This is a genomic window from Sphaerisporangium melleum (genome assembly GCF_014646695.1).
In the GTDB taxonomy this organism is placed as follows: domain Bacteria; phylum Actinomycetota; class Actinomycetes; order Streptosporangiales; family Streptosporangiaceae; genus Sphaerisporangium; species Sphaerisporangium melleum.
Map to the genome: position 1 here is coordinate 177,065 of NZ_BMNT01000005.1, position 16,554 is coordinate 193,618.

The window sequence follows — 16,554 nt, forward strand, 5'->3', positions numbered from 1 at the left end:
ACAGGTGCGCACAGATGTTGTGGCGGGACCGAAAATCCGGTGACGGTGCGCACTTGACTGATAACTTGCCGTGACGTGCCCTCCGTTGTACACGACACACTCAATCTGCTGTTCCGCAACCGCCCCGAGTTCGCGGTGGAGATCCTGCGAGAGCAGCTCGGCGTGGACGTTCCGGTCCACGCACCGGCGCACCTGGCCGCCGGCGACTTCAACGACCGCCCGTCACGAGACAGCCAGGCCGACACGGTGATCGTCGTCGGCCCGCCGCACGACCCGATGCACGGCATCGTCGTCGAGATCCAGCAGGAGATCGAGGACTCCAAGCGCCGCGGGCTCTCCCGCTACGCGGCCGCCTTGTGGCTCCGGCTCGACTGCCCGGTCACCGTCCTGGTGATCTGCAACGACGCCAAGGTCGCCAAGTGGGCGGCCGAGCCGATCGTGACGAGCCTGCCGGGCTACGTCCTCACCCCCAAGGCGTTCGGACCCGACCTGACCCCGGTCATCACCGATGCCAAGGAGGCCGCGGCACACCCGGAGCTGGCCGCGCTGTCGGTGATGGCGCACGGCGAGAACCCCGACGTGACCAAGGCCTTCGTCGCATCGATGATGCACATCGATCGTGACGCTCCGCAGTACTATGAATACGCATATCGACTGGCCTCGAAGGCCGTTCGGCGCACCTTGGAGGAGATCATGGCTTCCACCACCTGGCCGGTCTACAGCCCTTTCGCCCGCGAGCACTACGGCAAGGGCCTCGAAGCAGGCAAGAAAGAAGGCAAAGAGGAAGGCAGGAAGGAGGGCAGGAAGGAAGGCAAGCAGGAGACTCTGACAGAAGCAGTGCTGACCGTACTAGACAGCCGGGGCATCCAACTCTCCGCCGCCGCCCGCGAGCACATCACCACCTGCCATGACCTCGCCCAGCTCAACGCGTGGCTCCGCCGCAGCGCCACCGTCGGCTCTGCTGAAGAACTCTTCACGCCGCCCGACCAGCCGGCGTAACGCAACCCCCTCCTTATCCATGCGGTCCGGGAGTGATTGAACCCCGGACCGCACGTCATCCTGCGGAGATGTTCATGTCGTCCGACACTTGGCCGGTGCATGGCCCTTGGACTCAAGAGCACTGCGACGAAGGCATCGAAGAAGGAAAGCGGCAACGCAAGGAAGAAGCCCTGTCGAAGGTCAGGGCCCTAGCCCGGCTCGCAGGCTGGGCACAAGGACGAATAGAAGGCTGGTTGCAGGGCTGGATCGAAGCGGTGTTGGTCGTGCTGGAGGCTCGTGGGGTGCGGGTTTCCGCGGTCGATCGTGAGCGCGTCACCGGCTGCCGCGATGCCGATCAGCTTGAGGTGTGGTTGCGCCGCAGCGTCGCCGTCGAGTCCCCTCAGGAACTGTTCGCCGGGCCTGAGCCGGCTCGTAGTGCGTGACCGGCTTCGCGGGTACGCGGTTACCCCCTGATCGAAGATCCAAATCAGGCCTCAGGCAGGGTCCGCCGGGTGGTCCTCGGGATCGGGGATCCACTTGTGCGACCAAGTACGCAGGGCGTCGATGACGGGGGCGAGGTCCTGGCCCTTCTCGGTGAGGTGGTACTCGACCTGCACCGGGGAGGACGGGAGGACCACGCGCTCGACGAGGCCCTCGGTCTCCAGAGTGCGCAACCGCGACGCGAGCATGGTGTCGCTCAGCCCTGGAACGGCCTCCCTGATCTGCGCGTACCGGTGGTGGCCGGTGAACAGGACGCGCAGGATCGCGCCGCTCCATCGGGCGCCGATCAGCTCGACGGCGATGTGGTAGCGCGCGCAGACACGGTGAACGTCGGTCGCGGCCGTCACGTCAGACTCCTTATGCGGGCTGTCCCGCCTCGCGCAGCGGGCGCAGGGCCTCGCTCATCCGCTTCAGCTCCTCGAACATGGCCGTGGCCGACGAGACCATGGCTTCGCTGGGGGAAAGGCTACCGTCCTCGCCGATGACCCGGTTGATCATGGCGATGGAGACCGCGTCGACCACCGGGGTCATCTTGAGCGTGGTGACGACCTGCTTGATCATCTGTGCGGCCCGGAGACCGCCGGAGACCCCGCCGTAGCTGACCAGCCCGACCGGCTTGTAGGCCCACTCGCGGAACAGGTAGTCGATCGCGTTCTTCAGCGGGGCGCTGTAGCCGTAGTTGTACTCGGGCATCACGAACACGAACGCGTCCGCGGAGTCGACGGCGGCGCTCCATTCGCGGGTGTGGCCGTGGACGTAGTTGCCCAGTCGCGGATGGTGCGGCTCGTCCATGAACGGCAGGTTCAGCACGGCGAGGTCGACCAGCTGGACCTCCTCGAACCCACCGTGCGCCTTGGCCTCCGTCTCGATCCAGTTCGCCACGGCGGAGCCGGCGCGGTTCGGCCGCGTGCTCGCCAGAATGATCATCAGCTTCGCCATGTCGATCTCCTCATCCCCGGCGCCCGGTACTGGCAGCCGACGCTCAGCGGCTAAGCATTTCTTAGCAACTAAGCACTTCTTAGCACGAGAGTGCCGGTGGATATTCCCGGGCCCCCTCTCTTGTGGCATGGGATGGGATATTCGGCGCGCTCCGCACGAGCAGTCCGAGCGAAGGATCGAAGCCCATGGTCGTGGCGTCCTTCGGCGGCCGGCGGTGACACCGGCGGCCGGTCCGCCCTTCCGGGCGGACCGGCAGCAGCGATGCGCAAGGCGCTGACGGGGCCTCAGGCGCTGAGGAGGGCCCCGTCACCAGCAGGTCAGGGCGCCTTTCTCGGCAGGTACAGGTTGACGGTGCTGTGCGTCATCATGTGGTCGGAGCAGGCGTGCCCGTCGCACTGGCCGGCATCGATGACCTCGGCGCTGCTGATGGGCACGTTGAAGTGGTCGCGGCTGACGAAGGTGTAGTCGATCTTGCGGTTGCCGCCCACCCGGGTCGGCCGGCCGCCACGCACCGGCTCGCACATCCCGTCCTCGCCGATGCAGCTCGACCAGTAGGTGTCGGTCTCCCAGAAGTTGCCGGTGCCCTCCGGGTAGTACAGGGCGCCGACCGCGGCGTCGTCCGGAGTCAGGTTGAGGTCGCCCATCAGCATGAACGGCCGGGAGTTCGCCTCGGGGCCGAACACGCGGACCAGCTCGCGTACCTCGGCCTGCGCCCCGGCGGGGTCGCCGTCGGCCAGGTGCGTCGAGCAGGCCTTCACCGGCTGGTTCGCCGGAGCGAAGTTGGCGACGACGCAGGCGACGCTGCGCTCCTCGGTGACCACGGGCTGCTCGCGCTCCTCCAGCTTGTGGTCCGTGGTGAACATGTACCCCTTCTGCTCCACGACGTCGGCGCGGACCAGGATGGCGTTGCCCGCCTCGTTACGGGTGTCCGGGAGAACGATGCAGTCCGGGACGAACGTGCGGGACTCCTGGAAGTAGCCCTCCATCGCGTACCCGGCCGCCGCGAGCTGGTCCACCAGGTGTGCGTACTGGCGGTCGCAGATCTCGTTGAGGGAGATCACGTCGGGCCGTCGGGCCTGCACCTCCCGGACGATCCGCCCGATGATCGGGTAGGTGCCGTTGTTGATGATGCCGCCGGAGATGTTCCAGTGCATCACCTTCAACGGGGTGACGGGGTTGAAGCGCACGCTGGATGTGGCGACGCCGCTGGTGTTGCTGCTGCGCAGGTGCCACAGGAACGGGCCGTTGGTGATGGGCAGCACGATGGCGGGGGTCTCGCTGCCGTTCCCGTCCCAGTCGCCGTTGGCGAAGTACACCGAGGACGCGCTGCCGCTGCCGTAGGTGAACGTCACGTTGGCCGTGCCGGTGGTGTTGGTGTTGCGCAGGTACCAGGTGAAGGGATTGCTCCCGGTGCTGATGAATCCGATGGTGTCGTCGCCGTCGCCGTCCCAGTCACCGGCGATGGGCTTGCCCGCCCCGCTGCTGTAGGTGAAGGTGAGGTTCGCGCTTCCGGCGGTGTTGCTGTTGCGCAGCAGGTACGAGTTGGGGCTGCCGGGCCGGAACAGGCCGGGGGTGTCGTCGCCGTCACCGTCCCAGTCGCCCACGATGGGCTGCCGGTCGGACGAGGCCCCGTAGCCGAAGGTCAGGTTGGCGGCTCCCGAGCTGTTGCTGTTGCGCAGTTGCCACGACGGAGTTCCGGTGGCGCTCGGCACGAACATGCCGGGCGTGTCGTCCCCGTCACCGTCCCAGTCGCCCACGATGGGCTGCCCGCCCGGGGCTCCATAGGTGAAGACCAGGTCGGGGACGAGGTTGTCGATCCAGTAGTTGTCGTACCCGTTCGTCAGGTACCAGGTCGCCGGGTTCGTGGAGGTGTCCACCAGGCCGAAGGACTCGTAGCCGTCGCCGTCCCAGTCGCCCGAGACGACGACTCCTCTGTCCTGGGACATCGCCGCGGCCGGCGGAGCCGGCGACGCGACCAGCAGTGGCGCGGCCATCAGGAGGGCCGAGGAGATCGCCGTGATGACTTTGCGTAACACCCAAACCTCGCCATCGTGGGGGGACGATTGCGCGAGAGCACCGTGCCGCGCCTCGCTCAGCCGAGCGGCGAAGACGCGTCCGCGCACGTGTGCGGTTCGCCGCGCCAGTCTGTCAGGCGGCGGCAGGAGATCCCTTGACGATCAGTGCCGACTTCTTGTCACCGCGCGCCATCCCGGAAAAGCGCCGGCGCGGCACGCTGAGTGGCGTGCCGCGCCGGCGCCGTGCCGCGTGCGGGGTCAGCGGAGGGTGCCGCTGGTCATGCCGGCCGGTTCTTCGGGGACGGCGACCAGGCCCAGCTCGGCCGAGGAGGACATCAGCGGGTGGGCCGGGACCACCCGGACGGTGTAGCCGAAGGCGCCGGTGCGGTCGAGCGGGACCACGCCGGTGTAGGACGCCTTGCCGTCGTCGCCCACCGAGTCGACGGTGAGCGGGATGTACGACGGGCCGAACAGCTCGTCGTGCCCGCCGACCTTGCCGTAGGCGACCTCGGCGCTCACGTCGTCCGGGGACAGCTCCCCGAGGGCGACCGTGGCGCGGACCTCCATGGTGGCGCCCAGCTCCGGCGTGTCGCCGATGCCGGACGACTCGATGTGCTCGACGCGCACGCCCGGCCAGGCCGCGGTGACCCGGAGCTTCCAGGCGGCGAACTCCCGCGCCTTGGCGTGGTCGGCCTTGGACAGCTCGCGCCCGGACGCGGCCGCCGGACTGTACAGGTCGACGACGTAGTCGCGCAGCATGCGCCCGGCCAGGACCTTGGGGCCGAGGGAGCTGAGGGTGTGCTTGACCATCTCCAGCCAGCGCCGGGGGTGGGCGCCGCCGGTGCGGTCGTAGAACCTGCTCGCGACCTCACGTTCGATCAGGTCGTACAGCGCGCCCGCCTCCAGCTCGTCGCGGCGGTCGGGGTCCTCGACGCCGTCGGCGGTGGGGATCGCCCAGCCGTTGCCGCCGTCGTACCACTCGTCCCACCAGCCGTCCCTGATGGACAGGTTGAGCCCGCCGTTGAGCGCGGCCTTCATGCCGGAGGTGCCGCACGCCTCCAGGGGGCGCAGCGGGTTGTTCATCCACACGTCGCAGCCCTGGACCATGAGCTGGCCGAGGGCCATGTCGTAGTCGGGCAGGAAGACGATGCGGTGCCGGACGCCCTCGCCGTCGGCGAACCTGACGATCTGCTGGATGAGTTTCTTGCCGCCCTCGTCGGCCGGGTGGGCCTTGCCGGCGATCACGATTTGGACGGGCCGGTCGGGGTCGAGCAGGAGCTGCTTGAGCCGCTCGGGGTCCTTGAGCATGAGCGTGAGCCGCTTGTAGGACGGCACCCGGCGGGCGAAGCCGAAGGTCAGCACGTCCGGGTCGAGGGCCTCGTCGATCCAGCCCAGCTCGGCGGTGGAGGCGCCGCGGGCGCGCCAGGAGGCCCGGAGCCGTTCGCGGGCGCCCTCGACGAGCCGGCGGCGGAGCCGGCCGCGGATGCCCCAGATGTCATCGTCGGAGAGCTTCTGCACCCCTTCCCAGCCCTGGGCCTTCTCGATGATCGAGGGCAGCTCCTTGCCGGCGAGCTCCATGACCTCGCGGGCGACCCAGGTGGGGGCGTGGACGCCGTTGGTGATGAAACCGATGGGGATGTCGTCCAGGTCGAAGCCCGGCCACAGGCCCTGGAACATCTCGCGGCTGACCTCGCCGTGCAGCTCGGAGACGCCGTTGACCCGCTGGGCGAGCCGCATGCCCATGACGGCCATGTTGAAGATCTGATCGCCGCCCTCGGGGGCGTCCGGCTCGGCGCCGAGCGCGAGGATGCGCTCCACCGGCACGGTCGGCCAGGCGTTGCCGCCGCCGAACTGCCGGGCGATCATCTCGGCCGGGAAGCGGTCGATGCCGGCCGGGACCGGGGTGTGGGTGGTGAAGACGGTGCCGGCGCGCACGGCCTCCAGCGCCTCGTCGAACGACAGCCGGTGCTCGGTGAGCTCGCGGATGCGCTCGAGGCCGAGGAACCCGGCGTGGCCCTCGTTGGTGTGGAAGACCTCCGGCTCGGCGTGGCCGGTGACGCGGCAGTACGCGCGCAGGGCCCGCACACCGCCGATGCCGAGCAGCAGCTCCTGCATGAGCCGGTGGTCGGTGCCGCCGCCGTAGAGGCGGTCGGTGACGTCACGTGCGGCGTTGTCGTTCTCGGCGACGTCGGAGTCGAGCAGCAGCAGCGGCACGCGGCCGACCTGGGCCACCCAGATCTGCGCGTGCAGCGCGCGGCCTTCGGGCAGCGGGATGACGACGCGGCAGGGGGTGCCGTCCTCCTCCTTGAGCAGGCTGAGCGGCAGCCCGCCGGGGTCGAGGCTCGGGTAGTGCTCCTGCTGCCAGCCCTCGGCCGACAGCGACTGGGTGAAGTAGCCGTGCCGGTAGAGCAACCCGACGCCGAGAATGGGCACGCCGAGGTCGCTCGCGGCCTTGAGGTGGTCGCCGGCCAGGATGCCGAGACCACCGCTGTACTGCGGGAGCGCGGCGGCGATGCCGTACTCGGGCGAGAAGTAGCCGATGGCCGCGGGCGCGTCCGGCAGCGTCTGGTACCAGCGCGGCGCGGTCATGTACTCCCGCAAGTCGTCGGCGGCGTCGGCGAGCTTGCGGAGGAACCTTCGATCACGGGCCAGCTCTGCCAGCCGGTCGGCCTCCACCGCTCCGAGCAGCGCGACCGGGTCGTGCCCGACCCGTCGCCACGTGTCGGGATCCACCTCGGCGAAGAGGTCCATGGTCTCGGGATGCCAGGACCAGCGCAGATTGTGGACCAGCTCGCCGAGCGCGGCGAGCTCCACGGGAAGAACGGTACGAACGGTGAACCTGCGGATTGCTCTCACGGGGCCAGACCCTAATTACTCAGCGCCACATAGCGCGACCGAAACACTCTTGTGCGCTTACCAGATCTCATGCGTTTCTGCTCTCACCGCTCCCCAAGCGCCTCAAACCTCACATAAGCCGACTTGTCGCGGTGAACTCGGCTCGGTGCCGCCCGGCCGGCGACGCGTGATCACCAACCGGCCGGCGAACGCTTCCGGCCGTCCATTCATCATGCCGGATGGTCGTCGATCATGTGCCGCCAAGGCTTGATCACGCGCCGCCGGATGCTTGATCATGTACCACCGGTGGCCGGAAGCCCGCCTGATCGTGTACGGCCGATGGCCGCACGTCGATCGTCAGGGACACAGGGCACCCCAGGTATGCCCCGACTTCCCTCAAGCAGGCTTGAAGCGCGACTATGGGGGCAGTCCCATGTAAGAGCCACACCCAACACGCGCCCCGCGACGGCCGCCGTCTCGGGGGGTGAATCCGACCATGCCCGCCCCAATGTCGGCACAGCCGATGAACATCTCAATAAAGATCAATCCTGCCTTCACAATTCCAGGCGGCGCCCGGTGCGTCGTCGCTACCTTGAGACGCGATGATCGGACGAATCCCAATAACGGACATCCAGCCTGTCGTCGAGTGCGGCCGGTGGCCCGCCAAGGCGGTGGCCGGCGAGACCTTCGAGATCAGTGCCACCGTGTTCCGCGAGGGGCATGACGCGGTGGCCGCCGGTGTCGTGCTCACCGGCCCGAACGGCGAACGCGGCCGCCTGCTGCCCATGCGCGAGATCTCCCAGGGCACCGACCGCTGGGGGGTGGAGGTGACGCTGCCCGACGAGGGCGAGTGGCACTTCCGGGTCGAGGCGTGGAGCGACCCCATCGCGACCTGGCTGCACGACGCGGGCATCAAGATCCCCAGGGGCATCGACTCCGACCTCATGTGCGAGGAGGGCGCGCGGCTCTTCGAGCGTTCCGCCAAGGCCGTGCGCCAGGCGGGCTGCGACGGCTGCGCCCACCGCGCCGCCCTGCAGGCCGTGGCCGACCGATTGCGCGATGACGACCTCGACCCGCGGGCGCGGCTGGCGATGGCCCAGCTGCCGGAGACGGCGGCCGTGGTGGCCCAGCACCCGCTGCGCGACCTGGTGACCCGGGGCCCGCGCATGCGCGTCCAGGTCGATCGCCGGCGGGCGCTGTTCGGCTCGTGGTACGAGTTCTTCCCCCGGTCGGAGGGCGCGATCGTCGAGGAGGGCCTGGCCCCCAGGTCCGGAGATTTCCGGACCGCCGCCGAGCGGCTCCCCGCCGTCGCGGGCATGGGCTTCGACGTGGTCTACCTGCCGCCGATCCACCCGATCGGCGAGACCTTCCGCAAGGGCCGCAACAACACCCTGCATCCCGAGCCGTACGACGTCGGGTCCCCCTGGGCCATCGGGTCGGAGGACGGCGGCCACGACGCCGTCCACCCCGACCTCGGCACCCTCACGGACTTCGACGCCTTCGTGACGCGGGCGCGCGGGCTCGGGCTGGAGGTCGCGCTCGACCTGGCCCTGCAGTGCTCCCCCGACCACCCGTGGGTCAAGGAGCACCCCGAGTGGTTCACGGTCCGGGCCGACGGATCGATCGCGTACGCCGAGAACCCGCCGAAGAAGTACCAGGACATCTACCCGCTGAACTTCGACAAGGACCCCGAGGGCATCTACGCCGAGGTGCTGCGGGTCGTGCGCCACTGGATCTCGCACGGCGTGCGCGTCTTCCGGGTGGACAACCCGCACACCAAGCCGGTCGGGTTCTGGGAGCGGCTGCTGGCCGATGTCCGGGCCACCGATCCCGACGTGCTGTTCCTGTCGGAGGCGTTCACCCGCCCCGCCATGCTGCAGGCGCTCGCCAAGGTCGGCTTCCACCAGTCGTACACGTACTACACCTGGAAGAACTCCAAGTCGGACGTCGAGAGCTACCTGACGGAGCTCTCGCACGACACGTCGCACTTCCTGCGTCCGAACCTGTTCGTCAACACCCCGGATATCCTGCACGAGTACCTTCAGCTCGGCGGCGTCCCGGCGTTCAAGATCAGGGCCGTCCTGGCCGCGCTGGCGTCACCGACGTGGGGGGTCTACGCGGGCTACGAGCTTGCGGAGAACGTCCCGGTACGACCGGGCAGCGAGGAATATCTCAACAGCGAGAAATTCGAGCTGAGGCCGCGTGACTGGGCCGCCGCGGAACGCGAGGGCCGGAGCCTGGCTCCCTTCATCACAGCCCTCAATTTGTTCAGAAGAGCACACCCGGCGGTACAGGAACTGCGTAACCTACGGTTCCACAACATCGACCACCCGGATATGGTCTGCTTCTCCAAGCGGCTACCCGGAGCCTACGACGCGTCCACACGACGGCACGGCGTGGGCGATGTGGTCCTGGTCGTGGTCAACCTCGACCCGCACAACACCCACGAGGCGACGGTTCGGCTGGACATGCCTGCCCTCGGCCTCGATTGGGGCGCCGAATTCGTGGTGGACGACGAGCTCTCGGGCGAGTCGTACCACTGGCGGAACGCCAATTACGTGCGCCTCGATCCTCACATCAACCCAGCCCACGTCCTCACACTGCGAGCGACGCCGGCCGGTTAGCCAGTCTGCCAGAAAACGGCGTCCGGCCCGGCGGCGCGGAGCGCGCATCAGCACAGCGGGGAGTTCACAGGTGAGCTTGACGCCTCAGCCCGTCCCGAACACCTTCACACACGAAAAGCCGCGCGACCCTCGTTGGTACAAGCGCGCCGTCTTCTACGAGGTCCTGATCCGGGGCTTCGCGGATTCCAACGGCGACGGCACCGGCGACATCCGCGGCCTGATCAGCAAGCTGGATTACCTCCAGTGGCTCGGCGTCGACTGCCTGTGGCTCCTGCCACTCTACGAATCCCCCCTCAAAGACGGCGGATACGACATTTCCGACTTCATGAAGATCCTCCCGGACTTCGGGGATCTGGGGGACTTCATCAAGCTGGTGGACGAGGCCCACAAACGCGGCATGCGCGTCATCGCGGACCTCGTCATGAACCACACCAGCGACCAGCACCCGTGGTTCCAGGCGTCCCGCCACGATCCCAACGGGCCGTTCGGCGACTTCTACGTCTGGTCGGACGACAACGAGCACTACAACGACGCCCGCATCATCTTCATCGACACCGAGACCTCCAACTGGACCTACGACCCGGTGCGCGGCCAGTACTACTGGCACCGGTTCTTCCACCACCAGCCGGACCTGAACTACGAGAACCCCGCGGTCCAGGACGCCATGGTCGAGGTGCTGAACTTCTGGCTGGACCTCGGCATCGACGGCTTCCGGCTGGACGCCGTGCCCTACCTGTTCGAGCAGGACGGCACCAACTGCGAGAACCTCCCGCAGACCCACGCCTACCTCAAGCGCATCAGGAAGGAGGTGGACGCGCTCTACCCCGACCGCGTGCTGCTCGCCGAGGCCAACCAGTGGCCGGCCGACGTCGTGGAGTACTTCGGCGACCCGGTGACCGGCGGCGACGAGTGCCACATGGCCTTCCACTTCCCTCTGATGCCCCGCATCTTCATGGCCGTCCGCCGCGAGACGCGCTACCCCATCTCCGAGATCATGGCCCAGACCCCCAAGATCCCCGAGAACTGCCAGTGGGGCATCTTCCTGCGCAACCACGACGAGCTCACCCTCGAGATGGTGACCGACGAAGAGCGCGACTACATGTACACCGAGTACGCCAAGGACCCGCGCATGCGGGCCAACGTCGGCATCCGCCGCCGCCTGGCCCCGCTGCTGGAGAACGACCGCAACCAGATCGAGCTGTTCACCGCCCTGCTGATGAGCCTGCCGGGCAGCCCCGTGCTGTACTACGGCGACGAGATCGGCATGGGCGACAACATCTGGCTGGGCGACCGTGACGGCGTGCGCACCCCCATGCAGTGGACCCCCGACCGCAACGCGGGCTTCTCCGACTGCGACCCCGGCCGCCTCTACCTCCCGGTCATCATGGACCCGATCTACGGGTACCAGGCGCTCAACGTCGAGGCGCAGCAGAAGAACCCGGGCTCACTCCTCCACTTCACCAAGAAGATGATCGAGATCCGCAAGCGGCACCCCGTCTTCGGACTCGGCGAGTACACCGAGCTCAACTCCTCCAACCCCAGCGTCCTCGCCTTCGTCCGCGAGCTCGGCGACGACCGGGTGCTGTGCGTCAACAACCTCTCCCGCTTCCCGCAGCCGGTGGAGCTGGACCTGCGCCGGTTCGAGAGCGTCACGCCCGTGGAGTGCACGGGAGGAGTTCCTTTCCCACCAATTGGCGAACTTCCGTATCTTTTGACGCTCCCGGGGCATGGGTTCTACTGGTTCACCCTTCCGCCCACGAGCGCATCGACCGAGGAGACGTGAGACAAACTCTCGAAGCGCTGCTTGCCGGCTGGATCACCCATCAGCGGTGGTTCGCCGGCAAGGGCCGCGCGATCAACGACCTGGCCGTCGAGGCCGCCACCGAACTGCCCCTTCGTGATCTTGCGGAATCCTTCCACAGCGATGTGGCGGGGTCCCGCGGGACCACGGACCACGCCCGGCAGGCCGACACCGGCCAGGTCACCGTACGCCACATCGTCATCACCGTGAGCCAGGACGGGCACACCGACCGCTACCAGCTCCTCCTCGGCTTCCGCCCCGTCCTGCCGCAGCGGCTCCAGCATGTATCGATCGGCGAGACCGACGACGGCTGTGTCTACGACGCGCTGCACGACGCCGACGTCACCGGCCTGCTGCTGTCCTGGCTCGCCACCGACGCCGACATCGGCCCGTTGCGCTTCCGCCACCTGCCGGGCGCCGAGATCGACACCTCGCCGCGCAGCCTGGTGCTCGGCGCCGAGCAGTCCAACACCTCGCTGGTGTTCGGCGACGCCTACATCTGCAAGCTGTTCCGCAAGATCGTCCCGGGGGTGAACCCCGAGCTGGAAGTGGTCACCGCGCTCGCCGATCGCGGCTCGCCCAACATCGCCAAGCCCTACGGCTGGATCGAGGCCGACGTCGGCGGCGAGAACACCACGCTCGCCTTCACCCAGGAGTTCCTGCGCACCGCGAGCGACGGCTGGGCCCTGGCCCTGACCAGCGTGCGCGACCTGTACGGGTCGCTGCCCGGCACCCGGGCCGGGGACGCCGGGGGCGACTTCGCCGCCGAGTCCAACCGCCTCGGCATGGCCACCGCCCACCTGCACGCCGAGCTGGCCGCCGCCTTCCCCACCAGCACCATCGAGGCGCCCGAGGTCAAGCGGATGGTCGAGGGGTTCCGGCGGCGCCTGGACTCGGCGATCGGCGAGGTGCCCGAGCTCGGCCCGCTCGCGCACGTCGCGCACGAGGCGTTCGACCGGCTCGCCGACACCGGGCGGCCCATCACCGTCCAGCGGGTGCACGGCGACTACCACCTCGGCCAGGTGATGCGCACGCCCGCCGAGTGGGTCGTGCTCGACTTCGAGGGCGAGCCGGGCCAGCCGCTGCGCGAGCGGCGCGCGCTGGACTCCCCGCTCAGGGACGTCGCGGGCATGCTGCGCTCGTTCGAATACGCGGCCCGGCACCTGCTGGCCGACCACCCCGAGGCCGAGTCGCTCCTGCCCAGGGCCGAAGAGTGGGCCCGGCGCAACCGGGAGGCGTTCATCGCCGGCTACTCGGCCGGCGGCGGGCGCATCGAGGGCGACGACGCGGTGCTGCTGCGCGCGCTGGAGCTGAGCAAGGCCGCCTACGAGGTGGTGTACGAGTCGCGCAACCGGCCGTCCTGGTTGCCCATCCCGCTCGCCGCCTTCTCCGCGAGAACGACCGCCTGACCCGCCACGGGCCGGGTGGCCGTTCCACGCGGCCCGGCTCGGATACGATCCGTGACGACATGGGCACAGATCGCGATGGCTGGGGCGGCGGTGGAACGAGGAGGGCTCGCGGCGACGCTCGCGGGCGCGGGCGCGGTCGCCGCGGTCCTCGTCCTCGGCATGGCGCTCGGGCTCGCCCGGCCGCCGGCGCCGCATCCCGATCCGGACCCGCCGGTGGCACAGGGGCCGGCCGAGCCCCGGACCTACGGGCCGGACGCCGTGGTCGTCACGGCCCTCCCCTCCACCCAGCCGCCCCCGTCACGGGCCGAGGAGGCCCACGCCGCCGAACTCCTGCTCGCCGACCCCCGGCTGGGCGAGGTCGTGCGCGACGCCTACGCCGCCTCGGCCGGCCGGCCGCTGGTGTCGGCCCGCGACCTGCGCGTACGCAGCCTGGTCTTCCGCCGGCACGGCTGCCAGGCCGTCCGCTGCCTCCAGCTCTTCGTCTGGTTCCCCGGCGGCGACCAGCTCGACATCGGCCGGGTGATCGTCGACATGAACGCCGGGAGCGTCCGCGTGCTGGCGTGGTGATCTAATATGCCGCGCATCCTCACGTACGACATGTCGTGATGATCCGGCCCGCTTCGGAGGGTTGAGCCCCGCATCTGGGGCAGGGTTAGCTCGTACGAGGAGTGCACGGCGTACAAGGGCTGACGGGCTGACATGAGCGAGCGATACGGTCGGTACGCCGACGACGGTGCCGAGGAGCGGTGGACGACCTGATGAACGCGGATGACTTCAACCGGCTGGCCGGCGGTGCGCACCACGATCCGCACGCGATCCTGGGCGCGCACCTCACCCCCGAGGGCCTGACCGTGCGGGCGCTCAAGCCGCTGGCGGAGCAGGTCGAGCTGCTGCTGTCCGACTCCACGCACAAGCTGTCCCACGTGGCGCACGGAGTCTTCGAGGTGACCCTGCCGGGCATGGACAAGATCCCGCCCTACCGCCTGCGGGCCGTCTACCCCGACGGGCGGCCGTACGAGGCGGGTGACCCGTACCGCCACTGGCCCACGCTCGGCGAGGTCGACCTGCACCTGATCGGCGAGGGGCGGCACGAGCGCCTGTGGGAGGTCCTCGGCGCCCGCGTGCTGCGGCACGACGACGAGGACGGCACGGCCTTCGCCGTCTGGGCGCCGAACGCGCGCGGCGTCCGGGTCGAGGGCGGGTTCAACCACTGGAACGGCGCCGCGCACCCGATGCGCTCCCTCGGCCGCTCCGGAGTGTGGGAGCTGTTCATCCCGGGCGTCGGTGAGGGCGAGCACTACAAGTTCTCCATCCTCGGCGCCGACTCGGTCTGGCGGTCCAAGGCCGACCCGATGGCCCGCCGCACCGAACGCCCGCCGGCCACCGCGTCCATCGTGGACGTCTCCTCCTACACCTGGCGGGACGAGGAGTGGATGCGCCGCCGTGCCGAGCGGGACACGCTCACGGCGCCGATGACCACCTACGAGGTCCACCTCGGCTCCTGGCGGCCCGGCCTCGGCTACCGCGAGCTCGCCACCCAGCTCGTGGAGTACGTCCAGGAGATGGGCTTCACGCACGTGGAGCTGCTGCCGGTCGCCGAGCACCCCTTCGGCGGCTCGTGGGGCTACCAGGTCACCTCCTACTACGCGCCCACCTCGCGGTTCGGCGGGCCGGACGAGTTCCGCCACCTCGTCGACTCCCTGCACCAGGCGGGCATCGGCGTCCTGCTCGACTGGGTGCCCGCCCACTTCCCGATGGACGAATGGGCGCTCGCCCGGTTCGACGGCACCCCGCTGTACGAGCACGCCGACCCGCGCCGCGGCACACACCCCGAGTGGGGGACGTACATCTTCGACTTCGGGCGGCGCGAGGTGCGCAACTTCCTGGTCGCCAACGCGGTCTACTGGCTCAAGGAGTTCCACATCGACGGGCTGCGGGTGGACGCGGTCGCCTCGATGCTCTACCTGGACTACTCGCGGCGCGAGGGCGAGTGGACGCCGAACGTCTACGGCGGGCGGGAGAACCTCGACGCCGTGGAGTTCCTCAAGGAGATGAACGCCGTGGTCTACCGCGAGGCGCCCGGCATCGTCACCATCGCCGAGGAGTCCACCTCGTGGCCGGGGGTGTCGCGGCCGGTCTACCTCGGCGGGCTCGGCTTCGGGTTCAAGTGGAACATGGGCTGGATGCACGACACCCTCGACTACCTGCACCACGAGCCGGTCTTCCGGCAGTACCACCACCACCGGATGACGTTCTCGCTGATGTACGCGTACTCGGAGAACTTCGTGCTGCCGCTCTCGCACGACGAGGTGGTGCACGGCAAGGGGTCCCTGCTCGGCAAGATGCCCGGCGACGAGTGGCAGCGCTTCGCCAACCTGCGGACGATGTTCGCCTTCATGTGGGCGCACCCGGGCAAGAAGCTGCTGTTCATGGGCGGCGAGTTCGGCCAGGGCTCGGAGTGGTCCGAGGAGCGCGGCCTGGACTGGTGGGTGCTGGACTTCGAGCCGCACCAGGGCGTCCAGCGGCTGGTCCGCGACCTCAACCACCTGTACGCCGAGACGCCCGCGCTGTACGCCCAGGACCACTCGCCGGCCGGCTTCCAGTGGATCGACGCCGACGACGCCTCCGGCAACGTCTTCTCCTTCGTACGGCACGCCGCCGACGGCTCGATGATCGCCTGCGTGGCGAACTTCTCCGGCCGGACGCACGAGGACTACGTGCTGGGGCTGCCGGCCGGGGGCCGCTGGGACGAGGTGATCAACACCGACGCCTACCAGTACCACGGGAGCGGCGTGGGCAACCTCGGCTCGGTGGAGGCCGTCGAGGAGCCCTGGCACGGCCTGCCGTACTCCGCCCGCCTGCGGCTGCCCCCGCTGGGCGCCCTCTACCTGCGCCGCACCGCCCCGCCCAAGCCGGCGGAGCCCGTGGAGGCCGTGGAGCTCACGGAGACCGCGGAGGCCGCGAGGATCGCCGGCACCGGCACCCCCGTGACCGGCGCCGGCGCCGAGACGGCGGACCGGCCGCCGGTGTGACGGTGCGACGGCCCACCGGTGCGACCTGACCTGGGCCGCCGGTGACACCGGGGCGCGAGCCCGCGGTGCCACCGGGGCCCGGGGTGCGCGACGGCGGGAAGTGAGGGAAAGCGTGCGCCTGTCCGCCGTCAACGTCGCCTAGGGTGGCGTCATGGACGCGACAAAGTCGATCATGGACACCGTCGAGCGGTTCCGGCAGCGGCGCACCGCTCCCATCGTTCTCGAGCTGGATCTCACCGAGGGCCTCACAGAGGGCCCGCCCGCCGATCCGCTCAGCGCCCTGCTGTCCATGCGCAAGACCCGCCTGTCCGACGTCCTGTCCGGCCTGCGGCGGGCCCGCCGCGACCCGCGGGTCAAGGGCCTCATCGTCAAGATCGGCGGGCGTCCCATCGGGCTCGCCACCGTGCAGGAGCTGCGCGC

The 16,554-nt window shown here is 69.4% G+C and carries 11 protein-coding genes and 1 pseudogene; 8 read left to right on the forward strand and 4 right to left on the reverse strand.

The genetic code is table 11. The annotated features are described in order from the left end of the window. Nucleotides 1–75 precede the first annotated feature (75 nt). Both IEY93_RS06120 and IEY93_RS06125 read left to right on the forward strand, forming a co-directional pair. The gene (locus tag IEY93_RS06120; RefSeq protein ID WP_229690899.1) at nucleotides 76–999 is read left to right on the forward strand and encodes a hypothetical protein; all 924 of its coding nucleotides are present in this window, start codon (nucleotides 76–78) and stop codon (nucleotides 997–999) included. A 68-nt stretch (nucleotides 1,000–1,067) separates the two neighbouring features. Next, nucleotides 1,068–1,421 carry a hypothetical protein gene (locus IEY93_RS06125; protein WP_189161971.1) on the forward strand — a complete coding sequence of 118 codons (354 nt, stop codon included), beginning with the start codon at nucleotides 1,068–1,070 and terminating at the stop codon, nucleotides 1,419–1,421. A gap of 51 nt (nucleotides 1,422–1,472) precedes the next feature. On the opposite strand, the gene IEY93_RS06130 is transcribed toward IEY93_RS06125, so the two are convergent. The 4 genes from IEY93_RS06130 to glgP all read right to left on the reverse strand — a co-directional run bounded on the left by IEY93_RS06130 (nucleotide 1,473) and on the right by glgP (nucleotide 7,289). Continuing rightward, complete coding sequence (locus IEY93_RS06130) at nucleotides 1,473–1,826, reverse strand: winged helix-turn-helix transcriptional regulator (protein WP_189161972.1); 354 nt, start codon at nucleotides 1,824–1,826, stop codon at nucleotides 1,473–1,475. Between the two features lie 10 nt (nucleotides 1,827–1,836). After that, entirely contained in the window at nucleotides 1,837–2,418 is a 582-nt protein-coding gene (locus IEY93_RS06135; protein WP_189161973.1) for an NADPH-dependent FMN reductase, read from the reverse strand. A 317-nt stretch (nucleotides 2,419–2,735) separates the two neighbouring features. Beyond that, nucleotides 2,736–4,454: an endonuclease/exonuclease/phosphatase family protein gene (locus tag IEY93_RS06140; RefSeq protein ID WP_189161974.1), complete on the reverse strand. Its 1,719-nt coding sequence runs from the start codon at nucleotides 4,452–4,454 to the stop codon at nucleotides 2,736–2,738. A 237-nt stretch (nucleotides 4,455–4,691) separates the two neighbouring features. After that, a complete protein-coding gene (glgP, locus tag IEY93_RS06145; protein WP_189161975.1) occupies nucleotides 4,692–7,289 on the reverse strand; it encodes an alpha-glucan family phosphorylase in 2,598 nt (865 codons plus the stop codon). Nucleotides 7,290–7,870: 581 nt separating this feature from the next. Between glgP and IEY93_RS06150 the strand changes: the two genes are divergently transcribed. From IEY93_RS06150 to IEY93_RS37880, 6 genes and pseudogenes are all read left to right on the forward strand, one after another. After that, nucleotides 7,871–9,892, forward strand: a complete 2,022-nt coding sequence (locus tag IEY93_RS06150; protein WP_189161976.1) for an alpha-1,4-glucan--maltose-1-phosphate maltosyltransferase — start codon at nucleotides 7,871–7,873, stop codon at nucleotides 9,890–9,892. A 70-nt stretch (nucleotides 9,893–9,962) separates the two neighbouring features. Then, nucleotides 9,963–11,675, forward strand: coding sequence for a maltose alpha-D-glucosyltransferase (treS, locus tag IEY93_RS06155; RefSeq protein WP_189161977.1), 1,713 nt, complete (start codon nucleotides 9,963–9,965; stop codon nucleotides 11,673–11,675). After that, on the forward strand, nucleotides 11,672–13,102 hold the full coding sequence (locus tag IEY93_RS06160) for a maltokinase N-terminal cap-like domain-containing protein (RefSeq protein ID WP_229690900.1): 1,431 nt from the start codon (nucleotides 11,672–11,674) through the stop codon (nucleotides 13,100–13,102). The genes treS and IEY93_RS06160 overlap by 4 nt, the downstream gene beginning before the upstream one ends. Nucleotides 13,103–13,153: 51 nt before the next feature. After that, the gene (locus IEY93_RS06165; protein ID WP_189161978.1) at nucleotides 13,154–13,669 is read left to right on the forward strand and encodes a hypothetical protein; all 516 of its coding nucleotides are present in this window, start codon (nucleotides 13,154–13,156) and stop codon (nucleotides 13,667–13,669) included. A 191-nt stretch (nucleotides 13,670–13,860) separates the two neighbouring features. Then, nucleotides 13,861–16,134, forward strand: coding sequence for a 1,4-alpha-glucan branching protein GlgB (gene glgB / locus IEY93_RS06170; protein WP_189162050.1), 2,274 nt, complete (start codon nucleotides 13,861–13,863; stop codon nucleotides 16,132–16,134). 151 nt (nucleotides 16,135–16,285) lie between these two features. Beyond that, nucleotides 16,286–16,554, forward strand: a pseudogene (locus tag IEY93_RS37880) (signal peptide peptidase SppA); the annotation flags it as partial.